Below are 25,403 nucleotides of genomic sequence, written 5' to 3'. Positions count from 1 at the left end.
ACACTAAAGTCATTAACGTTGTGGCTAATACCACGTCACGAAATGGGGATGGAGGACACAGTGGGAGAGCTCATCGACACGACGGAGATGTACCTCAAGGCCATCTTTGAATTGGAAGAAGATGGGGTCACACCTCTGCGTGCCCGGATCGTCGACCGGCTCGGTCACTCCGGCCCTACTGTTTCACAGACGGTGTCGCGCATGGAGCGCGATGGTTTGCTGCACGTGTTGGGGGATCGACGCCTTGAACTGACGCGAGACGGATGGTACCGGGCGCGGGAAGTGATGCGCAAGCACCGTCTCGCTGAGCGCCTCCTCCTCGACATCATCGGTCTGGGATGGGCGGACGTCCACGAGGAAGCATGCCGATGGGAACACGTGATGTCCGAACAGGTCGAAGCGCGCCTGGTCAAACTGTTAGGTGTCCCACAGACGGATCCGTATGGCAACCCTCTTCCGGGTATTGAGATTGACCGTCCGGAAGTGTCCGTGGAGGTTGCGCTCAGAGAATCGGAACGTGTTGTAGCTCCCATTGCGCGCATTGGTGAACCCATCCAGGCAGAGGTTGATGTGCTGGCACGCTTCGAAGAACTCGGCCTGTTTCCCACGGTCATGGCGGTTGCCGTGGCTGATGAGAAGACGGGAGATGTCCTGATTCGGGCGCTCAGCGACGAGGGTGAGGACGCTCATTTCCTTCGGCTGGATGTGGCTTTCGTCCCGCATCTGTTCTTTGCGATGGAACGCAAGTAGGGGTGCTGCAAATAATTGCGTACATCACCGTTATCATTGCGTGACATTTGAGGGGTAGACGCGCTAATGTATCTCTTGGTTGCGACGCATCCACCCACACACCATCCGCTTAAGCCAAACAATGGTGAGCGTGGGAAGCACCTGTTTGGCGCGGGGGACCCAAAACCTGACGTGATCGCCTGGCGATCTTGGGGTGAAGTCCCAAAGTGGACCGGACACTCCAGTCCGAACCCGACAGCTGACCTCGTAAGCGAATAAGTGGAGATTTTAAAAGAAGTGAAACGAACGAAAACCGTTCTGCGGCATCGCAAGGCATGCCGCCCTTTGACACCCTTGACACCGATTACTGATGCCGTGTCGTCGGTTACCCTTCAGCCCGTGCGTGGGACAGCTTTTGTTTCCGTGACGGGTCTTGCTTTGACCGCTGCTGTTGTCGGCACCGCTCAGGCGACCCCGGAAGGTGCCGATGCGCCTTCCACTCACGTCAAAGGCATTACTGCTGGCACTGAAAAAGCAGCACCGACCCTGAGCGTTCCGAACATCGCTTGGAAAGCATCTGACCTGATCGGTGACGAAGCTGCAGTCACGGCAGCAGCCTCTGAAGAGGCAGCGCCAGCTACTGAAGAAGCTGTCGGGATGGAGGCCGCCAACCGCGATGAGGCGCGCGCGGAACTTACCGACGGTGAGCAGGCTCCGATCGCAGTGAACGCTGCTTCTGGCGATATCGTTTCGATCGCCATGTCTCTGCTGGGTGTGCCCTACGTCTACGGTGGTTCCTCACCGGCTGGATTCGACTGCTCGGGCTTCACACAGTACGTCTACGGCCTGGCGGGCATTTCCATTCCCCGCACCTCCGGAGCGCAGGGAGCGGCCGGCGTGTCGGTTCCTGCATCGGAAGCTCAGCCTGGTGACCTCGTGTGGCACGCATACGGCCACGTCGGCATCTACGCCGGAAACGGAATGGTTATCGAAGCCACCACACCTGGATCCGTTACCAAGGTCCAGGGTCTGTGGGGAAGCTACGAGTTCATCCGCGTCGCTCACTGACCTCAGCAAGGCGGCAGGGCTCCTTGGATGCGGGCTCTGACCTGATTGTCACGCGTGGGTCTCACCGTAAGGTGAGGCCCACGTTTTCATGCGAGCAGGAATCGTTTTACGCCGTTTCGATCTCTATTCGCCCCACAAAGGCCAACTTCAGGGCACAATGGTGGTAACACTTCATGAAGGAGGACAATATGGGGTCCAAGGAAGTTATCCTCGTTGGAACTGATGGTTCCACTGAGTCTCTGGCTGCTGTGAAGTGGGCGAGTGACCGCGCGGTTCGAACGGGTGCGCGAGTCCATGTGATCTGTACCTATGCGCTTGCCTCGTATTCTGCGGCCGCCCTCGACGGCGGGTACGCCATGCTGGACGACGAAGCTCTCAAGCGTGGGGCACAAACTGTCGTCGATGAAGCTGTCGAACATGCGAAGAAGCAGGGAGACATCCACGTTTCCAGTTCGATTGAGCCGGGGGATCCTGCAGGCGTCCTGGTTGACATGTCCAAAGAAGTGGACATGATCGTTGTCGGGTCGCGCGGCGGTGGCGGGTTTGCCGATCGGCTGCTGGGAACAGTTTCCAGCGCCTTGCCGGCTCACGCGAAGTGCCCTGTGGTTGTCGTGCCGCGCCATACCAGCGGCAAATCGTTCACCCCTGTGGAGCGAATCGTGGTCGGCAGTGATGGCTCCGAGGTCGCCTCTGCCGCCTTGAAGCGCTCCATTGATGAAGCTGAAGCGTGGGATGCTGAACTGACGGCAATTTCGGCGGTACCGATCGCGCAGGGCAACTCGATGATGGCATGGATGCCGACGTCAATTGACCGCGAAGCGCTGCTGGCCGACGTGTGTCAGGGACTGAACATGGCGATTGATTCTGCGCTGGCTAGCCGTGACATCCATGTGGCGCGTCACGCGTTGGACGGATCGCCCGCGTCGCTTCTCATCGAGTTCTCAACAGCCGTTGACTTAGTGGTTGTGGGAACACGTGGGCGCGGTGGGTTTGCAGGGGTCTTGCTGGGATCGACTTCTCAGACGGTTCTGGGCCATTCAACCTGCCCGGTCATGATCGTCCCCTCTGAACGCACAGATGACTCACCCGCGCCGCAAGGCACTTGGGAGCGCCGCTAGTCAGTTCGGAGCGGCGCACGGTACCTAGCGTGCCGCTGGTCAGTTCCGAGCGTCTCAAGACAGATGAGGGTAGTGTGCTAGCCAGTGCTGAGCGCGGCAAGGTAGCTGAGACGACCTAAGTCGCATGCGGCCGCGATGTGGCGAACCAAAACGAGGGTGATACTCTATTCCTTGCGCCTTGGCGCACTGCCCTCGTAGCTCAGGGGATAGAGCACCGCTCTCCTAAAGCGGGTGTCGGACGTTCGAATCGTCTCGGGGGCACAAAATGCTCTGGGAATTTTCTGCCACGGAGGCGACCTTAGCTTTGGGGCGTGAGCTTGTTGCTGGGGACATTTCGAAGTGCTTCGTCCCCTGCTCTTTTAAGCGCCCACGGCCAGAGTTGTGCAGAAAATGTGGAGCGCGTAGCGCGTGCTCCTTGGATTGGCGCCTGTTCTGCTACGGGTACTTTCTCACTGTTGTGAGGTCACTCTTGATTATGAACAAGATGGTGAACAGAAGAGTTGCGGCTGAAGCCAGCTGTGTGAAGTGAAATAGTGTTGATGCATGCGGTTACAAAGGGCTAGGGGTTTGCAAGCCTGATCCTTACGCCAAGAGTTTAGACCATTCGGTCAATTTGGTTTATGAAGGCACGTGAGCTAGCATTCTTTTAGCAGTAGAACTCAAAATCGATTCATTAAGGTCACGCAGTAGTGGCTTATTGACTTAAATCTTCGCTGAGTTCTCCGGCTGGTAACGCTACCAAATAGATACGTAGATAGGGAGGATCCTACAGAATGCGTGTATCGAGAAGTTTTTCTGTGCCAGTGTCGCTTTTGACAGTTGGTGCCTTTGCTTTGACAGCATGTTCCTCGCAAGGCAATTCGGGTGAACAGTCTGCTAGTGCCGAGTCCTCGAATGGGGGAGCTGTTGAGCTCACCTACGTTCACCGCCTGCCTGACGGGGAAGGTATGGTCAAGGTTGCAGACATCGTCGCAGAATGGAATAAGGAACATCCCGACATTAAGGTCGACTCGGTCAAGTTTGACGGCAAGGCCGATGAACTGATCAAGAAGCTTGAGACAGATGTGAAAGCCGATAATGCTCCATGTCTTGCTCAAGTTGGATACAGTGAACTGGCTGAAGTGTATGTAAAAGGACTTGTTCAAGACGTTTCTGCTGAAGCAGAAAAATACAAGGATGGATACGCATCAGGTGCATTCGATGCAATGTCAATTGACGGCAAGTACTTTGGAATTCCGCAAGATACCGGTCCTCTCGTTTACTTCTACAACAAGGCGGAATTTGACAAGTTAGGAATTGCGCCTCCTACGGATCTGAACGAATTCCATGAGGCTGCTGCCAAGGCGGCAGCCGCTGGTAAGTACATCGTCAACCTGCCTCCGGATGAGGCTGGCAGCATCCTGCCTGCACTTTCTGCCGCTGCTGGTAATCCTTGGTACGAGATCGACGGATCAAAATGGGTCATCAATGCTGATGGGCCTGGTGCCGTCAAGGTAACCGATTTTTGGCAGACGATGCTTGACGAGAAACTCACATCTACGCTCCCGCGTTGGGATGACTCATTCAAAGCCGCTCTGAACTCCAAGGAAATAATTGGAACAATCGGAGCTGCTTGGGATGCAGCTCTTTTGCAAGGCGACATGACCGGCTCAGAAAACGAGGGTGAGTGGGCCGTAACCCAGCTTCCTGACTTTGGTAACGGCCAGGTAACTGGACCTAATGGTGGTTCTGGCGTAGCGGTGTTGAAGGGATGCCAGTATCCAGCAGAAGCGATGCAGTTCAACGATTGGTTTAATCAGCAAACCGCCTCCTTGGCTAGCCAGGGATTGGTTGTCGCGTCATCTAAAGAAACTCCTGATACCCCGGAGCAAATGAAGGCTTTCTACGGAGGCCAGGACGTGATGAGTGAATTGCTTCAGGCCAATAACAACATGGCTTCGAACGTTTTGACAATTCCCGGATATTCCTCTGTAATGCCGAAGATCAATCAAGCGGCCAGCGATCTGATTGCAGGCAAGCTCAAGGCTAAAGACCTGCTTGATGTTGCCACGACCGAGTCGAAAGCAACCTTGCAGAATCTTGGGCTTGAGGTAGCTGAGTAGGTGAAGTTTCATACCACGGCTTGGAGAGCCTAGAAACAGGCTCTCCAAGCCAATCTTTACCGCTAAGGCTGGAGAAAAAGGCTGGAGTCCATTAAGAGCAGCTTAGGAAATAGGAGGCAAGAACTCTGATGCTCAAGGGTGAGAAGTCGGCTACTCAAAAGATTCGAAAATACAGAGCTGCAGATACTAAGACGGGCTGGAAGTTCCTTGGTCCGTTTATGTTGGGCTACACGCTAATCTTCCTGCTCCCAATATGTGTTGCTATTTACTACAGTTTCTTTCAGCAGATGACGTCCGGTGGCAGTGCTTTTGGTGGCGGAGAGCTGAAGAATGTTTTTGTAGGTTTCGGTAACTACGCGTACGTTCTTACGAGTGCAGGGTTTTGGCATGGCGTTTTGCGTGTTGGAATCTACACCTTGTTCCAAGTTCCCATCATGATCGGCGCTGCTCTATTCTTGGCGCTCCTGCTGGATTCATTTTTGGTTAGGCATGTGGCGATCTATCGCCTCGGGTATTTTCTGCCATATGCGATTCCAGGTGTGGTGGCTGCGATGATATGGATGTATCTGTACACGCCAGAGGTCTCGCCGATTGTGCGCGCTTTTTCTTATTTGGGTGTGAACGTAGATTTCTTCTCAAAGAATATTATCCTCGCGTCGATGGCAAATATGACGACGTGGACTTTCACGGGCTATAACATGCTCATTTTCCTCGCGGCCTTGCAAGCAATTCCGCGGGAACTATATGAAGCAGGTAGAATCGACGGAGCGAGCGGCTTCCAAATTGCAGTCAAGATTAAGGTCCCAATGGTTCGCGGAGCAGCACTGCTGACTGTTCTTCTATCGATTGTAGGAACAATCCAGCTCTTTAATGAACCTACTGTTATGGCAACGAGTCAGACTTGGATACCAAAAGACTTCACCCCGATGATGATGGCTTATAACACGATGATGGGAACGATGACTCCTTCGGGTGACGGTCCGGCATCGGCGACTGCTGTGGTTATGGCTTTGATTGCAGGTGTTCTTGCAGTGACGTATGCCTTGGTTGAGCGGAGGATAAACAAGTGATTTCTTCAAGTCGTGTTGAAAAGAGACGCAACGTCGAAGTTAAGGCTTCGATTCCGAGAGCTTTAGCTCCCAAGCCGTTGTCGCGAATCCTGACGTTAGTTCTACTAACGCTCGTTTTGATCTACTTCCTTTTCCCAATCTACTGGGTCATCATCTCTTCAACTAAGACGAATGGCGAGCTCGTATCAAGTAATGGGTTGTGGTTTGCGACAGACCTGCAAAATCTGCCCAACGCGATCGTTGCCAGTTACAGCCGACTGATGGAGTGGACCCAAGGATATTTTTGGCGTTGGATTCTCAATTCGCTTATATACTCGATCGTCTCAGCGGCCTTGGGAACTTTACTGTCAGCGATGGCAGGATATGCGCTTGCGAAGTTCTCTTTTCCGGGCAAACGCATTTCGTTCGGAATTATCATGGCAGGACTTTTGATGCCCGCGACCCTGCTGACGATACCGATGTACATCATGTTTCTACGCCTAGGCATCACGAATACGATGTTGGCGATTATCATTCCGTCAATAGTGTCACCTTTTGGTGTCTTCCTCGCGCGTGTCTATTCCGCTTCATCGGTTCCGACTGAGCTTATTGAGGCTGCTCGAATCGACGGCGCCTCCGAGACTCGAATCTTTTTCGATATCGTCATGCGTCTCTTAGCTCCTGCACTCGTCACCATATTCTTGTTTATCTTCGTAGCGACATGGAATAACTTCCTGCTGCCTTTGATTATGGTGTCTAGTCCTGAGATCAAGCCCGTAACTTTGGGTTTGTACGGCATGATGAGTTATTTCAATCCGGAAAAGGGCGCGGTCATGATGGGGGCGCTCCTAGGTGTTATTCCGCTTATCGTTATCTTTATTGGCCTGCAGCGCTATTGGCAAGCAGGTTTGGCCTCAGGGGCCGTCAAGGGGTAAACCTCAGCGTATAGGTCCTTGCGTGGGGACGAGATCACGCTCGTCCACGAAGGTGAGCGAGGAGTTCACTTGAGATCACATCCGGTTACGTAACCATATAAGCTTGAACACACATAAACGTCCCACACAACGCACACGTGGGTGGATTGGGCTCGTGCATGCTCGGCATGTAGCTCCAAAGGAAGGAACAAGAGGAGCTTTTCGTGATTGATATTTCCGCAAAGATCAACAACCCGCAGTCTTTCGCTGAGAATCGGATGCCTGCTCACTCAGACCACCGATGGTTCAACAGTGCGCGCAGCGCTGCCCTCGGCAATTCTGAATACGAGCAAAGCCTGAACGGACTGTGGAAAATCCACTATGCAAAAAACCTAGCGGCAACTGTGCCGGGCTTCGAAGCCGTTGGATTCGACTGCGCGGCGTGGGATGACATCCCAGTCCCCGCGCACATTCAGATGCACGGATACGACAATCCGCAATACGTGAACGTACAGTATCCGTGGGATGGTCAGGAGGATGTCGATGAAGGCCGCGCTCCCGAGCGTTTCAATCCCGTCGCTTCCTACGTGCGTACCTTCACCCTTGACCGGCCGCTCGAAGAAGGGGAGCGAATTTCCGTCTCCTTCAAGGGCGCTGAGAGTGCGCTGGTTGTGTGGCTGAACGGCACATATATCGGATACGCCACCGACACCTTCACGCCCAGTGAATTCGACATTACCGACGCGCTGGTCGAGGGGAGCAACAAGCTCGCAGTACAGGTCATCAAATGGTGCGCCGCCTCATGGATTGAAGACCAGGACTTCTATCGATTCTCCGGCCTGTTCCGCGACGTCGTGCTCTACCGGCGGCCCGCTGTCCACCTCGAAGACCTGTGTGTAAGCGCCGAGCTGACTGACGATTACTCACGTGCCATCGTGCGCGTCAAACCAGTCGTCATTGGCGAGGGTGACCTGACCGTGGCGCTGGACGACGTGGGGGAGCTCAATCGCTCCGACGACGGCACTTACGAGATCACCATTGAGCAGCCGCACCTGTGGAGCCACGAAGATCCGTACCTGTATGACCTCACGCTGGAGTTGCGTGACAACGATGGGCAACTGCGTGAAGTGATCCCTCAGACCGTGGGCATTCGACGCTTCGCCATCGAAGACGGCGTGATGAAACTCAACGGCAAACGCGTGATCTTTACTGGAGTGAACCGGCACGAATTCGGCCTTGATGGTCGCGTGATGAGCCGCGAGCAAACTGAACGCGACATCATCATGCTCAAGCAGGCCAACATCAACGCGATCCGCACCAGCCACTACCCGAACAACTCGTTCCTGTATGAACTGTGTGACCGCTACGGACTGATGGTCATCGACGAAATGAACCTGGAATCCCATGGCGTGTGGGACAGGATGTTGCTGCGCGGTGAACCGATCGATCACACCTTGCCGGGTAATCGTGAAGAGTGGCGAGGCGCACTGCTGGATCGTGCCGCCTCGATGCTGATGCGCGACCGCAATCATGCCAGCATTGTAATCTGGTCATGCGGCAATGAGTCCTACGGCGGTTCGATGATCGCAGCGGTGGCCGACTATTTCCGCGAACACGACTCGCGGGTCGTACATTACGAAGGCGTCGTTCACGACAACCGCTACCCGAACTCCACTGACATCCACTCAGAGATGTACACACCGGCCGCAACAGTCGAAGAATTCTTGGCTCAGCACCGCGACAAGCCGATGATCCTCTGCGAGTTTGCGCACGCCATGGGCAACTCGTTCGGCGCCGTTGACAAGTACCTTGACCTGGCGCGCCGCGAGGAACTTTTCCAGGGCGGATTCATCTGGGACTTCGCTGACCAGGCAATCGCCATGCGCGACAAATACAACCGCCCGTTCTTCGGATACGGCGGGGACAACGGCGAGGCGCCAACGGACTACGAATTCTGCGGCAACGGCATCTACTTCGCTGATCACACGCCTACCCCGAAGATTCAGGAAGTCAGCTATCTGTTCCAGGATTTCGACATCACAGTTGAGCGTGCGAAAGTGACAATTGAAAACCGCTGCATGTTCACGAACTCCGATGCGTTCATATGCGTGGTAAGCCTGGAACATGAAGGTGCCACGCTGGCTCAGAGGGCCCTCGACACTCATGTTGAACCGGGAGAAAATGCCACCTACGACCTGCCGTTCAGCCTGCCTGAAGAAGCAGGCGAATACGTCATCAACGTGGAAATGCGCCTGCGTGAGGACACCGAATGGGCCGAGCGTGGACACGTCGTCGCCTACGGGCAGGGAGTCTTCGCTGTAGAAGGAGCTGCGGCTCCGGCTACGGGCATTCCTGCACCTCGAGTAGTGGAAGGCGTGCGCAATATCGGTGTGCACGGCGAACACTTCTCCGCTCTGTTCACCTCGGCGCGTGGACTGACGTCCTACCGGTACGGCATGACAAGCGAGGGCGGGCGCGAACTGCTTCACAGCACAGTGCGCCCGAACTTCTGGCACGCACCCACCTCGAATGAAAACGGGTGGAACATGCAGCGCGAATGCGCTCCGTGGCTTATTGCCTCACGGTATGCAAGACCGGTCGACGAGGAAGCGAAGGTGGAAACAGACGCCACCTCGGTAACAATCACGTTCCGCTATGACCTGTTGACCGCCCCGGATGCCATGCTCACCGTGGCGTACAGGGTTGACGGAAACGGTCGTATCACAGTCACGATGACGACAACGCCTGACGCGAAGCTGCCGTCGATGCCTGAATATGGTGCACTGTTTGAACTGTCGGACCGCCTGACCCACATGCGCTGGTACGGCGAAGGGCCCGAGGAGTGTTATGTGGACCGCCGTCAGGGGGCGCGCCTGGGTGTCTACGACCTGGAAGTGGCCGACGCGTTGACCCCGTACCTGCGTCCTCAGGAAGCAGGCTCACGCACGGGCGTGCGCTGGGCGGAATTGACCGACGAGGATGGCTGGGGCATCCGTTTCGAGGCTGACGAGCCGATGGAGTTCTCCGCTTTGCCGTGGACCCCGTTTGAGATCGAAAACGCTGCCCATCCCAACGAGTTGCCCGCCCCGGTCAAGACTGTTGCCCGACCGGCGCTGATGCGTCGCGGCGTGGCCGGCGATGATACGTGGGGTGCTCGCACCCACCCTGAATATGAGCTGCCGCGAGGTGAGAAACTCCAGTTCACCTTCAGTTTCTGTGGCGTTGTGCACGCCTCGTACTGAACGGCTGCATCAACCGGCTTGAATAAACCGTGACCTGATGACCTGTGGTGTCTGCCCTCGGTACGCACCACAGGTCATCAGTCATATCGAACAGGTTTGAGATTCAAGACACACTCATTGCCGCGACTAAGGACATCAATCTCGGACACGCGGAGTAGACCCTCACATGAGACTTACCGTCCGTGCGATTCCTGCCAGCTGGCCAGCTCCGGAATGCGTCGGCGTCATCCTCGTGGCAATTGGGGGCATACCGCGGCGCTTCCACAAAAGCGTGGCCATTAGCAATTAGCTTAGGAGAGTGGTTCCGAGTATCTTCTCCCGTTCAAATTCGGCTTCGTCCCGCCCTCGCCGGCGCTCCGAAGCCGCGGACGATGTGCGCGCCCAACACACGCCGATCGCCGACGAGCTGACAGACGTATTGGCGCAATGGCGTCAGGATCTATCCACACTCACGGTGAATGAACCCACCGTTGCAGGAACCAACGAAGCAGCCCCACGCCTTGCGCTCGGACAGGCCCACCCCGGAGGTCTGGCGCAACTGTACGCAGAGCACCCCACGCGCTTGTCGAACCTCGTACGGGAAAAAAGCGCGTACGAGCGGGCACGCGAAAAAACGTTAACGGTGATACGACGCGCGCGCCAGCTGGCTGCGACGCACGGAATCGGCCCCATCCACCTGGCGATCGGACAGGCATCGTGGACAGATGCGGGGGTACGGCGAGGCTCCCCGGCATTGCTGCGACCAGTCACTGTTGAAGAAACTGATGACGGCGATATCGTCATTTCCCTGCGTGAGGGAGCATCGATTGGACCTAGCCTGTCGCAGGCATTTGAATCAGCTCATCTCAACGTGGACCCGCACGTGATCCTGGATGACGCAACGTCGCTGCACGGGTTTTCACCCACCCGTGCACTGGCGCAGCTACGCGACATCGGTGCCAGTCTGGAGCGCTTTGACCTGAGGGAAGGCCTGGTTCTCGGCATCTTTGAGCATCCGGCAAGTGTGCTGCTGCGCGAGTTTGACCACCAGCAGGACCTGGTGAACCACCCGATTATTCGAGCGCTGGCAGGCGATGAAGAAGCGGTCAGAGAAATCGGCCAGGAACTGCCTCGCGCGAACCCCGCGGATCGTGACCCGTGGGATGAAAAAGGCATCGGTGACCTGGCTCCTGCCCAGCAGGACATCGTCGAGGCAGTTGCTGACGGCGCATCCCTCATGATCGATATTCCGCACGGTGCGGACGATACCGCCGTGATTGCTGCCATCATGACAGATGCTGCGTCACGAGGGCGTTCCACCATGCATATTGCAGGATCCCCGTCGCGCACCACGCGAGTGGAAACGTATCTTGACCAGCACGGAGTCAGTGAAATCTCCGTGCGCGTCGATGGCAGTGCCCAGTCGGCGCAGATTGTGCGTGAGCGCCTCGAATTTGCCATGGCCGACACGTCCGATGTGATCACCGATCCCACGCAGATCGAAGCGGTGCGGACGCGACTGCGTCGCGTCCGGGAGGCCCTGTCATCACATACGACCTACCTTCATAAGCCGTTCGACCGTTTCGGCGTATCCGCCTACGATGCCCTACAGGTGTTGACAGATCTGACCAGCATGCACCCTGCTCCACGCACCCGCGTCAGGCTGCGCGAGGATGTCCTGCTAGACATTGCGCAGGATCAGGGACAGCGCGCCCGCACGCTGCTGCACCGAGCCAGCGGCCTGAATCTGTTCTCATCATTCACGCAGCGCGGCGCGTGGCGCGGAGCGGTCATCAACGCAGCGGAGCAGGTTCCCGATGTCTTGAAACGAGTCAAGAGGCTCGCCACCGAATCCCTGCCTGAGATGCGAGTGCAGATGGGCACGGTTGCCGGCGAAACGGGGCTTGTCCCTGCCACCAGCCTGACTCAGTGGGAAGCTCAGCTTCAAATGCTCGAAGGCGTGCGCGATGTCCTCGACGTGTTCGAGCCGGCCATTTTTGAACGCAGCGCAGCCGATATGGTGATTGCAACCGCGTCGAAGCAATGGCGTCGCTCGCACGGCATCTCCATGAAACATTCGCAGCGTCAGCGCCTGATCCGACAGGCACGCGATTATGTGCGGCCCGGACGTCACGTTGAAGACCTTCACCGTGAACTTCTGCTCGTGCAGGAGCGCCGTGATGTGTGGCGACAGCATTGTGATTCCGACGGTTGGCCCACACTGCCGCAACGCATGGATGAGATCATTGAGCTGGCCGCATCAGTGCGTGCTGACCTGAACCGTCTGGCGCCGATTCTTGGCACCTCTCACCCTGACCTTGCCCGTATGAATATGACCGATCTGGGCAGACTGCTCGATCGTCTGGCAGCAGATCCGGATGGTGCTCGCGAACTTCCGCAACGTGTCGCTGTTCTGAAGGAACTGGCTCAGATCGGACTGGATGACCTCGTCGCTGACCTCCGTAAACGTAGTGTCGTCGATGAGATGCTGGATAGTGAACTCGATCTGGCGTGGTGGGCATCCGTTCTTGGACTGATGCTGGCACAAGAACCCAAACTCGGCGGGTTCGACCCGACAAAACTTGAAGACCTCATTGTTGAAGGTCGCCGGCTGGACGAAGAACAAATCGAATCGCTGGCTCCGATTGCGCTCCAGCGTGCACGCCGATTGCGCCAGCAGGCTCTTGCCACGCGACCTGAACAGCACGCCGACTTGGTTGCCTCATTGAAAGCTGGTGCCAGCGGGACTGACCTCTTCGCGCGACACCTCCTGTCCTCGCACCTCATTCCGCTGGTGTTGACCGTCCCGACTCTGGTACCGCTCCTTGTGCCGCATGGACACCGCATTGACCTCGTTGTGCTCGATGATGTCGATAGCCTGCCGTTGGCAGAACTTATTCCCATCATCGCGCGTGCGCGACAGATCGTGGTGATCGCCGACCTGTCGACCAGCGGCACCGCTTCCGAGCAGTCGGATTCCAGCAAACCGCAGGGAGCCGTGAGCGCGCTCGCTCAGATTTTGCCTCACACGCGTTTGAGCGTGCTGCCGGGTCATCTCAATGACCGTGTTGCCAAATTGGTGAGCCAATACGATTCAGCTCAAATGGGTATCCCGGTTCCCTGGAGCACGACCAGTTCACCGATCAAGGCGATCTGGCCCGATGGCTCAGGTATGCCTGCACCGGGTGTAGCTGCAGTCGAGTCGTCGGCCGCCGAAGTCCACGCAGTTGTCGAGCAGGTCATTTGCCATGCACTCGAGCACCCCGACCGCTCCCTTGCTGTGATCGCGCTCAATGAACGGCATGCCACACGCATCCGCGCCGCCCTCGAACGGGAAGTGGCATCGTCTCCGGGGCTGACATCCTTCTTTGATCCTGATGCTCTTGAACCTTTCGTCGTGGTGAGTCCCGAAGACGCGCGTGGCCTGAGCCGGGATCACATTATGCTCACGGTGGGCTACGCGAAGACACCACACGGTCGCGTCCTGCACGATTTTGGCCAGATCAGCGCTGCGTCGGGCCTGCCCGTCCTTATTGATGTGCTGCGCACGGTGCGTTCGGAACTGACCGTATTCTCGTCAATTCGTCCCGAGGAATTTGATCGCTCACGTGTCACGTCCGAGGGAGCCCACTTGCTGCTCGATCTGTTGGAAGTAGCTGAAGGGGCAGAAGAGGACGAAAGAGATGCAACATGGCCGACCCTGCAGGATGCCCCCGATCCGCTGCTGATCGACTTGGCTGAGCGGCTGTATTCACTTGGTCTGGAAGTGGTACCGAACGTGGGTGTGCCCGGAGGAATGCGTATTCCGCTGGCAATCGGTCATCCCGAAGTACCTGGTCGCCTGCTCGTCGCAGTGCTCACTGATGATGATGCATATGTCAACGAGCCTTCACTGCGGGTGCGCGATCGGATCTGGCCTAAACTCCTGGAGGCCCAGGGATGGAAAGTCCGAACCGAACTGTCCATGGCAGTCTTCATTGATCCCGAACGCGAAACTGACGCGATTGTGCAGCTCGTCCTTGATGCAGTTGATGAGGCCAACGGGTCGGCAGCGCATATCACGGTGCCCGACATCATTGATATCGACGAGGCAGACTCCGATGACGCGCCGGGTCTGGATCGCTCACTGAACGCTGACGCCTCGTCCGAGCCAGTTAACGGTTCTTCAGAGTCTGATCGCGGTGCCCACTCCGGCGCGCCCGGCGCAGATGGTCAAACCGGCAGCATCACTGATGATGAGGATGCTGGTGGTACGCGCGTCGAGAGCGGGACGGAAGGCTCCGAAGGTGCGCGAGCACTGGACTCGCCATCACCGGCAATGAGCAGTGAGGATCGGGCTCGTGCCCGAGCTGACGAAATCGAGCTGGGACTGACCGCAGAGATTTCCCGAATCGATCTTGAAGCGGCGAAGGAATCGGCGGATGCTGACAAGCGTGGACCGCGACCAGCTATCGCCAAAGGCCTTCCGCTGGCTGCCTACGGTGATGATCAGCTCGATGAGCTGGCACACTGGGTGCGCGCTGATGGTGAGGAACGCACGGAAGACGAGCTGATTGATGAACTGCGTTTCGCTGTGGGGCTAACCCGTCGTGGAGCGCAAACCGATGCAGTGTTGCGTAACGTTGTCAGGCGTACCCAGCCAACTCAGGAATAGGCGATGGCAGAGCACTCCAGACGTCGGCGCGTCATACGCATCAGCCCGACTGATCAGCGGCTGATCGATGACGGCGTGGCACCCTCGTGGGACGAGAAAGTAACCTCACGTGACCGTGAACGCGAAGGAGCCCAGCGTCATAATGATCATGAAAATGACGCCAGGCTCCTTGACAATGTCCCGCCGCATTGGCAGGTGCGATCCGATTCCTAGGTGATGGCCATCAGGCCGCCACCAGGGTCAGAAGCGAGGTTAGCGTACGGATGGCGTTGAGCCATTTGTGGAGAGCAGGTCGCGAATTTCGACAAGCAGTTTTGCTTCATCGGTCAAAGCGGGCTCTTCGGCTTCATTCTGTTCGGTCTTCTTCTGACGACGCTCTGCCAGCTTATTCATGGGCATCACGATGCAGAAGTAGATGGCGAATGCGATGAGCAGGAAGTTGACAAGGGCAGTCAGAACGAGTCCTGGCTTGATCTCGGACGTGCCGATGGTGAACTTGAGGACGTCGTCAAAGTTCGGCTGGCCAAAGATGGCGCCAATCAGCGGATTGATCACGCCATCAACGAGGGCGGTCACAATCTGTGAAAACGCGGCGCCGATAATGACACCAACTGCCAGGTCGACGACGTTGCCTCTGGAAATGAATTCCTTGAATCCCTGGATCATGATCGTCTCCTTGAAAAATAGACAAAGGGGATTCTTACCCCGAAGGAGATCGTAATACGAGCGTGATGATGTCTGAGGTAACGTGCCCGACGATCCGCTCAGTTTCGTCTGCTTTCATGATGATCGATACCGATTGGGTGGGCGAATCGGCCAGTGGCCCCGAATCATGGTCGGAAATCGAGGCGATACGGATACCATCAGCAAGCAGGGTCGCCGGGCATTTTCGCTGTTCATCGGCGCAGAATGAGTCAGATGCCCACAGCTGCACCGTGTCTCCAGCCGACACTCGAGTCAGCTGATCGACAGGCAGCTCGATCGTGACTTGAGCCTCGTCATCTGCCAGAGCGCGAGAATCCGCAGATCCTGCCACATTCGATTCAGTCAGCACCGTCCCCGCCTCGATGTCGGCACCCACCCATCGAGGCGGGATATCCGCGTCAGCGCTCAGCGCATCTGCTGGCACCGCAGCCGGTGGCACTGCGACTGTGTGAACTGCGGAACTGCTCGCCATTCCAGATGTCAGACGGGCTGACGTGACGAGGACGTCAACCCCTGGGGGAGGCGGACGCAGATACATCAGTGTTCCGCACAAGGCCAGACACATACTCACAGCCACTGTGATACGGACGGCCCAGTTCCATCGTCGGATTCGTGTCAGATCATCCATACGATCACCTCATCATGGGTGTGCACTCGCCCAAAGCGCAGTGGCTCCACTTGTGGATCGCGCGAGATTCACGTCGACAGTGTGGATAACACAGTTTCGACCCACTCCTGTGGATGCCGCCGCATTGTCAGGGCCACTGCGGCCGTTCTGTTGATCGAGGCAGATCACTGTACGATTGCCGTAGACTGACATAAGAAACACTGCGGCGAGCGGAACGCAGCAGAGGACCGGGGGTGGCATTGAATGGCACTGTTTGAGGTCGAAAACGGGCGCCTGGTGGCAGCACAGTTCGGCCATCCTGTTCAGGGGCCAATAGGCGAGGATGTGCTGGACTCGGTGCGCAACCAGGTATTGGAGATTGTCTCGCGCCCACTGTTTCCGATTACATGGCGAGACACCTCCCACCATCCTGACGCGGCCGGCACCCCTCGCCTGACTGCGCTGGACGCAACCGGCCAAGTGGTGTGCGTGGAAGTTACTTCACATCTGGATTCAGATCTGCTGATCGCCTCCCTTTCGCGACTGTCAGACTCGGCAGCATTGTCGTGGACTGACCTGGCACGCGAATATGCAGGCGGGGTGGAAGCATTCCGGACCGGATGGCTACGGTTCCGCGATTCCATGCCACCCACCATTTCAGCTGGCCCACGCCTCATCCTGGTGGTCGGATCCATCGACGACCAGGTGCGGCCCGCCCTGGATGTGCTCGCCTCCTCAGGTGTGGAAGTGCACGAACTGTCGATGCGGGCCCTGTCATCTGGCCGCATTTTCCTGGACGTTCAGACAGTGGGGCCACGCTTGTACGGGCACGTCCCGCATGTCCTCGTGTCGGATGCTCAGTCGCAGGCCACGATCGGCCCGGCCCCCTCGGCAGACAATGGGCTGTACGCGCGCGGCGAGACTTCGTGGGACCCATCAGAGGGGGACGAGGATTACCTGCGTGCTGATTTTGATGACGCCACTGCTCAGGAGGATCCCGAAACCGGCGCGATCAGCATTATCGCCCCGCATCTGCCGTCTCGATCCGAGCGACGTCATGCCAGGCACGCGCAGCAACGCCACGACGACACTTCAGAAGCGGTATCCGTGAGCGCAGACGATGAAGCGCTCGAACTCGTTGCGCACATGGTGGGCGAACAGATCGCACTGGTTCTGGATACTGAGCTGGCTACAGATACGCAGGTCAGCGAGGAGCGTGCCCACCTGACCGAACAGGGCGTGATCGTCGTGGCTGAAGCGGAGTTCTCCGACCCGACAGATGCGTTGGCAAGTTTGGGTCTGAGCGGAATTGACGGGTGGCACGCCTGGCATATCGACAACGCTGAAGGTCCGACGCTGGCAGAAGCGCTCGCAGAAATTCGCGCCGTTCGCTGAATGCCGCTCGAACGAGGGAACGCCTGACGTGTGCCCGACAGTGCTGCCGCAGTTCACTGCTACAGTGCGTGAGCCATGAACTCCAGCCAGGAATCCATCGTGTACCAGACGCGTTGACGAACATCAGGATCCGACAACACCAGGTCATGGCGCCCGTCAAAGCGCGCGATTGTCACCAAAGAACCCAGGTGGGCTGACCGCGTAGCCAACACATCGGCATCGAGCACCGTGTCAGAACGGAAAACTTCCGGGCTCCACTTCTCGTCAAAATAACTGTGCGTGGACATCATCGACAGAATCGGGCAGTCAATCGAGACAGAATGCTCGATCTTCTCGTGCCCCACCAGGATGGCATCGAGCCACTGAGCGTACACCGGGTAGCCTTCTGGGCGCTTCCATTCATGCAGGTAGTCCCACCCTGTGAAAGCAGGGTCGTCGTCAGGAAAATCACGCAGCTCTTCTGGCAGGTCGAAACCCGAAGTCGACCAGCCCTCCATGAGGGAACGGCCATAATGATCCGGCCCTGTTGATGCAGGAATTTCCCACAGGGGAGTGCGGGCAGCGATGCGGCCAAGGACGGGTTGGACAGCCGAACGCACCGCTGCAAGCGTCTGCATCTCCAGCCACGGCGAATTCAGAACCAGTCCATCGAGCGCTCCGGGGTGACGCCACGCCCATAAGGTTGCGATCAGGCCGCCCGTCGAATGTCCCATCACGATCAGCGGGCCGTCAGAGCATTCGCCGCGGATAATGTCGAGCGCCTCACCCATGTCCTCGTCATAGTCGTCAATATCGCTGATGAAGCCAATTGTTTGCCACGGGCGCAGTGATCTGCCGTACTTGCGTAGGTCCAGTGCGTAGAAGCGCCCGCCCAGCGCCGAAATATGGCGTGCGAGGTGCCGCTGGAAGAAATAGTCATTTCGGCCATGCAGGTACAGGACAGTCACGGGGTTCTCGAGGCGGATAATCGGCCGGTCGACTAAACGCAGGTCATCTGCGTTCGGGTCGTTTTCTGGATCGTGACGCATCAACGTTGCCACAACCGGGCCTTCATCGTCGGGCAGAAGATCGATGGTTCGTGACACAAATCCTTCGCCCAGCACGTCAGTGCGCCACTGGCCCGATGGCGGTGGCCCGTCTGTGCCCCACGGTGCCAGGGGATCCCGAACTACGGGTTCGTCCTGTTCAGTCAGTTCATCGCGATCGTTCAAATGCTCACTCACACTCCTACTGTATCGACTGGACCCATCGGTTTGATGCAGAGCCAGGCTCGTATTCCTCATGCCCGCCGCGATACCGATCAATGAACTCTCGGATCAGTCGTGCCACCTGATCACGTTCAATCAGGAAACCGTCATGACCGTGGTCGGAGTGCACCTCTCGATAGAACGCGCCGCGCACGTTGTCCGCAATGTTCCACAACTCATTGGGATGGAACAGACGATCCGAATCAACGGCAATCACCAGCGTGCGGGCCGTCACTGAACGCAGCGCGTGCGCAATGCCGCCACGATCCCGCCCCACGTCATGCGTCAACATGGCGTGGCATAGCGCGACGTAGGAGCCTGCATCGAAACGGTTGGCCAGCTTGACACCGTGATGATCCAGGTATGACTGGATAGCCAGCCGGCCCCCCTCGAGCACATCTTCTTCATGCTGCGGGAACCTGCCGAAGCGTTCCTGCAGCTCCGGCGCACTGCGATACGTTGTGTGCGCAATCTGCCGGGCCAGCCCCAGTCCCTGCGCGGGAGGCGGCCCACCGTAATAGTCGCCTCCCTTCCACAGGGGATCGAGGCGGATTGCGCCCAGCTGACTGTGAATCCATGCCGCCTGATCAGCAGTTGTCTGCGCACCCGAGGCAACGACGATAAGGCGTTCGACGCGTTGCGGGTAGGTGATGGCCCACTCCAGCGCTCGGTGACCTCCCATCGACGCGCCGATCACGAGTGACCAGCGATCAATTCCCAGTGCGTCAGCCAGCCGCGCTTCGGCATGGACCTGGTCGCGAGTGGAGATGAGAGGAAAACGCGACCCCCACGGTGTGCCGTCGGGAGCAGGGGAGGAGGGGCCGGTGGACCCCTGGCAGCCTCCGAGGATATTTGCAGCGACCACGAAGTGCTCGCGCGTGTCAATAGGAGATCCTTCCCCGACGATGCCCTCCCACCATCCTGGTGTCGGATCGTGGGATGAGGATGTCACGTGAGAATCACCGGTCAGTGCATGCAGGACCAGCACGGCGTTGGAGCGCTCCGCATTCAGGGTGCCCCACGTTTCGTATGCCAGATGTGCCTGTGGCAGTGCGTCTCCGTTTTCAAGACGCAGCGGCCCAATATCGCACAGGTGCCGCCCGCCAGGGCATGTCGGTTTGGATCTCATGTGTCACTCCTGTGTCTTTCGTGCACTCGACTCCTCGCCGCTCACCGCGTCAGCAGCTGCGAAACCTCGCTCCAGATCAGCGATGATGTCGTCGACGTTTTCAATGCCGACGGACAGGCGAATCGTGCCGCCCTCGATTCCTGACTTGCGCAGCTCCTCTTCCGTGAGTTGCGAGTGCGTGGTCGAGGCTGGGTGAATCACCAGAGTCTTTGCGTCGCCGATGTTGGCGACGGTGGGAATCAATTCGAGTGACTCAGCGAAGGTGCGCCCCGCATCGGCGCCACCTTTGATGACGAAGGAGAGCAAGCCACCGGCACCCCTCGGCGCATACTTGAGCTGCAACTGGTGGTAGGGCGAAGCGTCGAGGCCTGCGTAGTTGACCGATTCCACGTCTGCGTGTGCCTCCAGGTATCGGGCAATCGTCAGCGCGTTGTCGACGTGGCGTTCAACTCGCAGTGACAGTGTCTGGATGCCCTGCTCAATCAGGAACGTGTTGAGCGGGGAGAGCGTGAAACCGAAGTCACGCAGTCCGACGGTGCGGGCTCGAAGAATGAAGGACAGGTTCACGCCGAACTGCCCGTCTTTTCCGAGATCGCGCGCAAAGACTATGCCGTTGTAGCTGGCGTCGGGTTCATTGAAGTCGGGGTAGCGGGCAGGGTCTGATCCGAAGTCGAAGGTGCCGCCATCGACGATGACGCCTGCCACTGAGGTGCCGTGCCCACTGAAGTACTTCGTGGCCGAATGGATCACGATGTCGGCGCCCCATTCCAGTGGTCGCACGAGGTAAGGCGTGGCCACCGTGTTGTCCACAATCAGCGGAACTCCGACTCGGTGCGCTGCCTGCGCGACTGGCTCGATATCGAGGATGTCGCCCTTGGGGTTCGGGATCGTCTCGCCGTAAAATGCGACCGTCCTGTCATCGGCAAGTGCTTCCCACTGAGCCGGATCTGCGGGATCATCCACCCAGCGTGTTTCAATTCCCAAACGTCCCAGTGAGTTCTTCAGCAGGATGATCGATCCGCCGTACAGCGAGGGTGACGCCACGACGTTATTGCCTGCCTGAGCGATGTTGAGAATAGCCAGAGCTGCAGCTGATTGGCCCGAGGACACCAACAGTGCTCCCACGCCGCCTTCGAGCGAGGCGATACGGGCTTCGACGGCGTCGTTGGTGGGGTTCGTCAGACGGGAATAAATGGGGCCGAGTTCGCGCAGCGCAAAGCGGTTCGCTGCCTGTTCGGGTGTCTCGAAGGCGAAAGATGAGCTGTGAACAATGGGGAGGCTGGTTGCGCCCGTTTGAGGATCGCGATCCCATCCGGCGTGAATCTGGCGGGTTTCAAAAGCCCAGGTGCGTTCGATTTCGGTGCGGTCAGACATGAGTGTGCTCCTTTAATAGTGTCAAGAATCTTTGGGGGCGCGATGAGCTGGACTCACACTTGTGGTGTGGTGAATTGGTGAGCCAGTTGTCGACAAGTCAGTCTTTGACGCAATCAACAGATGTCTGAAACTTGAAAACGAATGGCAGCGTCCAACGTCCCGCGCTAGATGAGGGCGGTGCTGCACAGCTGGTCGTGTGACGAGCGTGCAGTCAGTTGGACATTCGCATTCGTTGGAACATGTCCATCACAGTAAGAGATTCATCGTGATCATGCAAGATGAGGTCAGAGGCGTGTCCACGATGTGGATGGTGGGGTGTGCGAAAGATGAACGAGGGGGATGTGTCTGGTGTGACGAATGTGAAAACTGTGACTGATGTGAATAACGTGAAAAATGGTGAAATTGTTGCCAAAGTGTTCGACGATGGGCTAGTGTAAGTGCTATATGTCGTGCGCGATGTCCACATGGCGTGGGGGAGCGTGCGGGAAAAGTCAGAGTGTCATTAGGTGGATCAGGTGAAAAGACAGGTTTACGGTAAGGTGTTGAGCCACTTTGGCCAGAAGGCTCCGCGTCGCGCATCTGGCCGATACGCACTGACCGCTCTATTCATGTCAGGTTTGCTTGCTGTCAGTGCCGGCGTTGCGATGCCGGCGTCATATGCAGATGACACGCCCTCTCAAGATGACATCAACCAGGCGCGTGCCGAAGCCGATGCCGCCAAGATGTCAGTGGGGCAGATCGAAGTCGAATTGGCCGCGGTCTCTCAGCGCGCTTCAGATGCCATGCGCAATGCGCAGATTGCCGGCGAAGAGCTCAACAAAGCACGCTTGGATCTTGATGCTGCAACTGCTGCGGCAAATAAAGCTCGCGATGATGCGGATAAGGCTCAGGCTGAGTTTGACAAAGGTCGTCAGGAGCTGGCTGCTATAGCGCAGACTGCCTACCGCTCTGAAGGTTCGTCTCTTGATGCCGCTGCAGCATATTTGCAGGCCGACGGATTGCGCTCCGTTGAGTTCAAACAGACGACACTCGATTCATTCGCCAATAATGCCGATACGAAGATGCAACGGGTGGCCGCCCTCGAAAAAGTAGCATCGGTGATGAAGGAATCGGCTGAATCTGCCGAACAGCGTCAGCAAAAGGCGACAAACGAGGTGCAGGAACGCACCGATGCTGCGCAAAATGCTGCCAACTCGGCGTTGGCTTCTCAGCAGGCCACTGAAGCGCGCCGCAGTGAACTTGTGGCTGAGCTGGCACGCAAGGAAAACACCACTGTTGAGCTGATTAATCAGCGTGAAGCCGAACTGGAACGTCGTCGCGTGGAAGCAGCGCGCAAGGCGGCCGAAGAAGAATCAGCTCGCCTGGCGGCTTTGGCTGCGCGCCAGGAAGAAGAAGCGGCTACTCAGGGTCGACAGGAAGAGACGTATACTCCGCCTTCGCGTGAGACGCGCCCAACGCCAACTCCTACGCCGACCCCAGCGCCGACTCCTGATCCGGCACCCGCACCGTCCTACGGCGGCAGCGGCGGAGCGCAGACAGCGGTCAACGCTGCGTATAGCTTCCTGGGCGTCCCCTACGTATGGGCTGGCGAATCATACGCCGGTGTGGACTGCTCCGGCCTGGTCATGCTGGCGTGGAGGCAGGCGGGCGTGTACCTGCCACACTACTCTGCCTCACAGTATGGATATGGCACCCGTATTCCGCTGAGCCAGCGTCAACCGGGCGATTTGCTCTTCTGGTCCAGCGACGGTTCCCAAAGCGGTATTTACCACGTGGCGATCGCCCTTGGCGGCGACCAGATGATCGAAGCGCCGTATCCTGGCACCACGGTGCGCGTCACCAGCATCTATGGCTGGAGCGGTTCCCTGATGCCGTACGTCGTTCGCCTCTGAAACTGCTTGGTGAGCTAGTCGCTACTCGTGCGCGTGCTCGCCAGCTTCGGCTTGTCTGGCTCGCGCGTAGGAGCGACGGATTTCCTCCTCGGCGTCTTCACGGCCCACCCAGTGTGCGCCCTCGACCGACTTGCCGGGTTCGAGGTCCTTGTACACCTCGAAGAAGTGCTGAATTTCAAGACGATGGTATTCCGACACGTCTTCAATTTCTGTGCGCCACGACGCGCGTTGATCGGAAGCTGGAACACACAGAACCTTATCGTCGCCGCCTTTCTCGTCGCGCATGCGGAACATGCCCAAAGCGCGGCAGCGGATCACGCATCCCGGGAATGTGGGCTCTTCGAGCAACACCAATGCGTCCAGAGGGTCGCCGTCCTCGCCGAGCGTGTCATCAATGAAACCGTAATCATCGGGATAGCGGGTCGACGTGAACAGCATGCGATCCAGACGAATACGACCGGTCTCGTGATCAATCTCATATTTATTACGATTGCCCTTCGGGATCTCAATCGTCACGTCGAATTCCATCAATTTGTGTTCCTCCTGAGTGGCCGTATCTGTCTCATCCGCCATTGTCCACTACTGTGGAGCCGTGGGTCGAGACCGACTCACCCAAGGCGAAGGAGACGCGCGTGCAACGTCGAACTATAGGTGCGATTGTATGCGCTTCACTATGCACTTTAGCGTGTGGGGCGTACGCAGTGGGCGATGTCTACGATGTCGTGCCGGGCCTCCTGACGATCTCCGCGCCAGTTCAGGCCGTCGCGCCACCAGATCTGGCATCCCAGTCGGGGCTGAACATTCCCGATGCCACCGGCCAGTCTGATGGCCAGTCATCGACTCTGAACATCACCGATTCTGCCTCAGCTCCCGCTCCCACCGCCGCGCAGATCCAGACCTTGTGGTCACCAGTTGCTCAGGCCGCGCAGGAGGGCAAATGGAAAGCGTGGGCAGTGGTGATGGATGCGCTGACAGGGGAGGTGCTGCTCGACGCTGACGGCACGGGCGTGCACGTGCCAGCTTCGACAGCAAAAATCCTCACCGCAACGACAATCCTGACGCACATCGATGCGAACACCCGCCTGCGCACCGAAACCTTCCTGACCGACACAACACTGCACTTGTGGGGCGAGGGCGACCTGCTGCTGTCTTCTGACGAGGGCGACCCGACCGTCATCGATGGCCACGCAGGGCTGGCTGACCTGGCTCGCCAGACAGCAGACGGCCTGAAGGAACGCGGCGTCACCTCGGTGACCTTGAACTGGAACAACGACATTTTCGACGGCCCGGCACGCCTGAGTGCGTGGACGACGCAGGAAGTGGCTTCCTACGAAGGTCAGGTCGGCGCATTCGCGATCGACCGCGGCGCCTACGGCTATGCGCGATTTGATCCCACCTTCGATCCTGGACGGGACGTTGCCACCACGTTCGCCGAGCACCTACGCGACGAAGGAATTACCGTCGAACTTGGATCTGACGGTGATTCCACACCGCCACCAACCGTCAGCTCATCCGACACCGCGTCGTCGGGAACCACTACAGCAGATGCACCCGCTCAGGCAAGCAAGTCCGATGAACTGGCAGTCGTGTATTCGGCGACGCTCGGGCAGCAGATTCGCACGATGCTGCACGACTCTGACAACACGCTGGCCGACCAACTGTGTAGAATCGCAGCGCGCCGGGCTGGATATGACGCGAGCTATACAGGGTCAACGCAGATGGTGTCCGATACGATCGCCACGATGGGAATTGACACAACCGGCCTGTCCCTTGAGGACTGCTCCGGCCTGTCGAGCAACGACCGCTTGACGGGGCACATTTTGGTCGACACGCTCCACGCGAGTATGACCTCCGAAAACTCTCAGGTGCGTGACGTCATTCGATTCCTACCGTGGGGAGGACTGGAAGGAACTGTTCGGGCACGCTTCCCCGACACCCCGGCAGGCGGGAACCTGCAGGCCAAAACGGGATCCCTGTCTACTGTGTCCACGCTGGCAGGAGCGGTCAGCACTGCTGATGGTCGTCAGCTTCTGTTCGCCATCGGGCACGACAATGTTCCAAACGATGGTGCGTACTCCACTCGACCGATTCTGGACGACTTCGTAGCCGGCCTGGCCGCTCTTCGAGCTCAGTGATTCTGACGCCTCGCCTCGTCGGAAAATTGCATGCAGCCGGCACACATGCCGCACCTTTTAGCCA

Annotated in this window: 18 protein-coding genes, 1 tRNA gene and 1 riboswitch; of the genes, 13 read left to right on the top strand and 6 right to left on the bottom strand. The window is 57.9% G+C overall.

Going from position 1 to position 25,403, the window contains the following annotated elements:
• Positions 1-60: 60 nt before the first annotated feature.
• The 10 genes from QP093_RS03960 to QP093_RS03915 all read left to right on the top strand — a co-directional run bounded on the left by QP093_RS03960 (position 61) and on the right by QP093_RS03915 (position 15,068).
• On the top strand, positions 61-750 hold the full coding sequence (locus QP093_RS03960) for a metal-dependent transcriptional regulator (protein ID WP_092649147.1): 690 nt from the start codon (positions 61-63) through the stop codon (positions 748-750).
• A 96-nt stretch (positions 751-846) separates the two neighbouring features.
• A riboswitch (cyclic di-AMP (ydaO/yuaA leader) is annotated at positions 847-1,018 on the top strand.
• Positions 1,019-1,128: 110 nt separating this feature from the next.
• Positions 1,129-1,797: a C40 family peptidase gene (locus tag QP093_RS03955; protein WP_285014821.1), complete on the top strand. Its 669-nt coding sequence runs from the start codon at positions 1,129-1,131 to the stop codon at positions 1,795-1,797.
• Between the two features lie 188 nt (positions 1,798-1,985).
• The gene (locus tag QP093_RS03950; RefSeq protein WP_285014820.1) at positions 1,986-2,915 is read left to right on the top strand and encodes a universal stress protein; all 930 of its coding nucleotides are present in this window, start codon (positions 1,986-1,988) and stop codon (positions 2,913-2,915) included.
• A gap of 188 nt (positions 2,916-3,103) precedes the next feature.
• Positions 3,104-3,176: transfer RNA gene (locus QP093_RS03945), tRNA-Arg, on the top strand.
• A gap of 512 nt (positions 3,177-3,688) precedes the next feature.
• Complete coding sequence (locus QP093_RS03940; protein ID WP_285014818.1) at positions 3,689-5,017, top strand: ABC transporter substrate-binding protein; 1,329 nt, start codon at positions 3,689-3,691, stop codon at positions 5,015-5,017.
• A gap of 128 nt (positions 5,018-5,145) precedes the next feature.
• Positions 5,146-6,087: a carbohydrate ABC transporter permease gene (locus QP093_RS03935; RefSeq protein ID WP_092648818.1), complete on the top strand. Its 942-nt coding sequence runs from the start codon at positions 5,146-5,148 to the stop codon at positions 6,085-6,087.
• Positions 6,084-7,001: a carbohydrate ABC transporter permease gene (locus QP093_RS03930; protein WP_285014817.1), complete on the top strand. Its 918-nt coding sequence runs from the start codon at positions 6,084-6,086 to the stop codon at positions 6,999-7,001. The genes QP093_RS03935 and QP093_RS03930 overlap by 4 nt, the downstream gene beginning before the upstream one ends.
• A gap of 203 nt (positions 7,002-7,204) precedes the next feature.
• Positions 7,205-10,222, top strand: a complete 3,018-nt coding sequence (lacZ, locus tag QP093_RS03925; RefSeq protein WP_285014816.1) for a beta-galactosidase, LacZ type — start codon at positions 7,205-7,207, stop codon at positions 10,220-10,222.
• A gap of 298 nt (positions 10,223-10,520) precedes the next feature.
• The gene (locus tag QP093_RS03920; RefSeq protein WP_285014814.1) at positions 10,521-14,855 is read left to right on the top strand and encodes a PDDEXK-like endonuclease domain-containing protein; all 4,335 of its coding nucleotides are present in this window, start codon (positions 10,521-10,523) and stop codon (positions 14,853-14,855) included.
• A 3-nt stretch (positions 14,856-14,858) separates the two neighbouring features.
• A complete protein-coding gene (locus tag QP093_RS03915; RefSeq protein WP_058237235.1) occupies positions 14,859-15,068 on the top strand; it encodes a hypothetical protein in 210 nt (69 codons plus the stop codon).
• Positions 15,069-15,107: 39 nt separating this feature from the next.
• On the opposite strand, the gene mscL is transcribed toward QP093_RS03915, so the two are convergent.
• On the bottom strand, positions 15,108-15,521 hold the full coding sequence (gene mscL, locus QP093_RS03910; protein WP_058237234.1) for a large conductance mechanosensitive channel protein MscL: 414 nt from the start codon (positions 15,519-15,521) through the stop codon (positions 15,108-15,110).
• Between the two features lie 34 nt (positions 15,522-15,555).
• The gene (locus tag QP093_RS03905; RefSeq protein ID WP_058237233.1) at positions 15,556-16,188 is read right to left on the bottom strand and encodes a hypothetical protein; all 633 of its coding nucleotides are present in this window, start codon (positions 16,186-16,188) and stop codon (positions 15,556-15,558) included.
• Positions 16,189-16,431: 243 nt separating this feature from the next.
• Here QP093_RS03905 and QP093_RS10005 point away from each other — a divergent pair, with 243 nt between their 5' ends.
• Positions 16,432-17,562, top strand: coding sequence for a hypothetical protein (locus QP093_RS10005; protein WP_350309955.1), 1,131 nt, complete (start codon positions 16,432-16,434; stop codon positions 17,560-17,562).
• A 59-nt stretch (positions 17,563-17,621) separates the two neighbouring features.
• On the opposite strand, the gene QP093_RS03895 is transcribed toward QP093_RS10005, so the two are convergent.
• Genes QP093_RS03895 through QP093_RS03885 form a run of 3 tightly spaced genes read right to left on the bottom strand, consistent with a single transcriptional unit; the run spans position 17,622 to position 21,312 of the window.
• Positions 17,622-18,785 carry an alpha/beta hydrolase gene (locus QP093_RS03895; RefSeq protein ID WP_285014812.1) on the bottom strand — a complete coding sequence of 388 codons (1,164 nt, stop codon included), beginning with the start codon at positions 18,783-18,785 and terminating at the stop codon, positions 17,622-17,624.
• A gap of 4 nt (positions 18,786-18,789) precedes the next feature.
• A complete protein-coding gene (gene metX, locus QP093_RS03890) occupies positions 18,790-19,938 on the bottom strand; it encodes a homoserine O-acetyltransferase MetX (RefSeq protein WP_285014811.1) in 1,149 nt (382 codons plus the stop codon).
• A gap of 3 nt (positions 19,939-19,941) precedes the next feature.
• Positions 19,942-21,312 carry an O-acetylhomoserine aminocarboxypropyltransferase/cysteine synthase family protein gene (locus tag QP093_RS03885; protein ID WP_070725321.1) on the bottom strand — a complete coding sequence of 457 codons (1,371 nt, stop codon included), beginning with the start codon at positions 21,310-21,312 and terminating at the stop codon, positions 19,942-19,944.
• A gap of 515 nt (positions 21,313-21,827) precedes the next feature.
• Between QP093_RS03885 and QP093_RS03880 the strand changes: the two genes are divergently transcribed.
• Positions 21,828-23,204, top strand: a complete 1,377-nt coding sequence (locus tag QP093_RS03880) for a C40 family peptidase (protein WP_227469098.1) — start codon at positions 21,828-21,830, stop codon at positions 23,202-23,204.
• 21 nt (positions 23,205-23,225) lie between these two features.
• On the opposite strand, the gene QP093_RS03875 is transcribed toward QP093_RS03880, so the two are convergent.
• On the bottom strand, positions 23,226-23,732 hold the full coding sequence (locus QP093_RS03875; RefSeq protein ID WP_058237230.1) for an inorganic diphosphatase: 507 nt from the start codon (positions 23,730-23,732) through the stop codon (positions 23,226-23,228).
• Between the two features lie 173 nt (positions 23,733-23,905).
• On the opposite strand from QP093_RS03875, the gene dacB reads away from it, so the two are divergent.
• Positions 23,906-25,339, top strand: a complete 1,434-nt coding sequence (dacB, locus tag QP093_RS03870) for a D-alanyl-D-alanine carboxypeptidase/D-alanyl-D-alanine endopeptidase (RefSeq protein ID WP_227469101.1) — start codon at positions 23,906-23,908, stop codon at positions 25,337-25,339.
• Positions 25,340-25,403: the final 64 nt, after the last annotated feature.

This window comes from Pauljensenia sp. UMB10120, from assembly GCF_030212035.1.
GTDB classification, from domain to species: Bacteria; Actinomycetota; Actinomycetes; order Actinomycetales; family Actinomycetaceae; genus Pauljensenia; species Pauljensenia radingae_A.
Note: the sequence above shows the minus strand (reverse complement) of the source record. Positions and strands in the feature narration are given on the sequence as shown.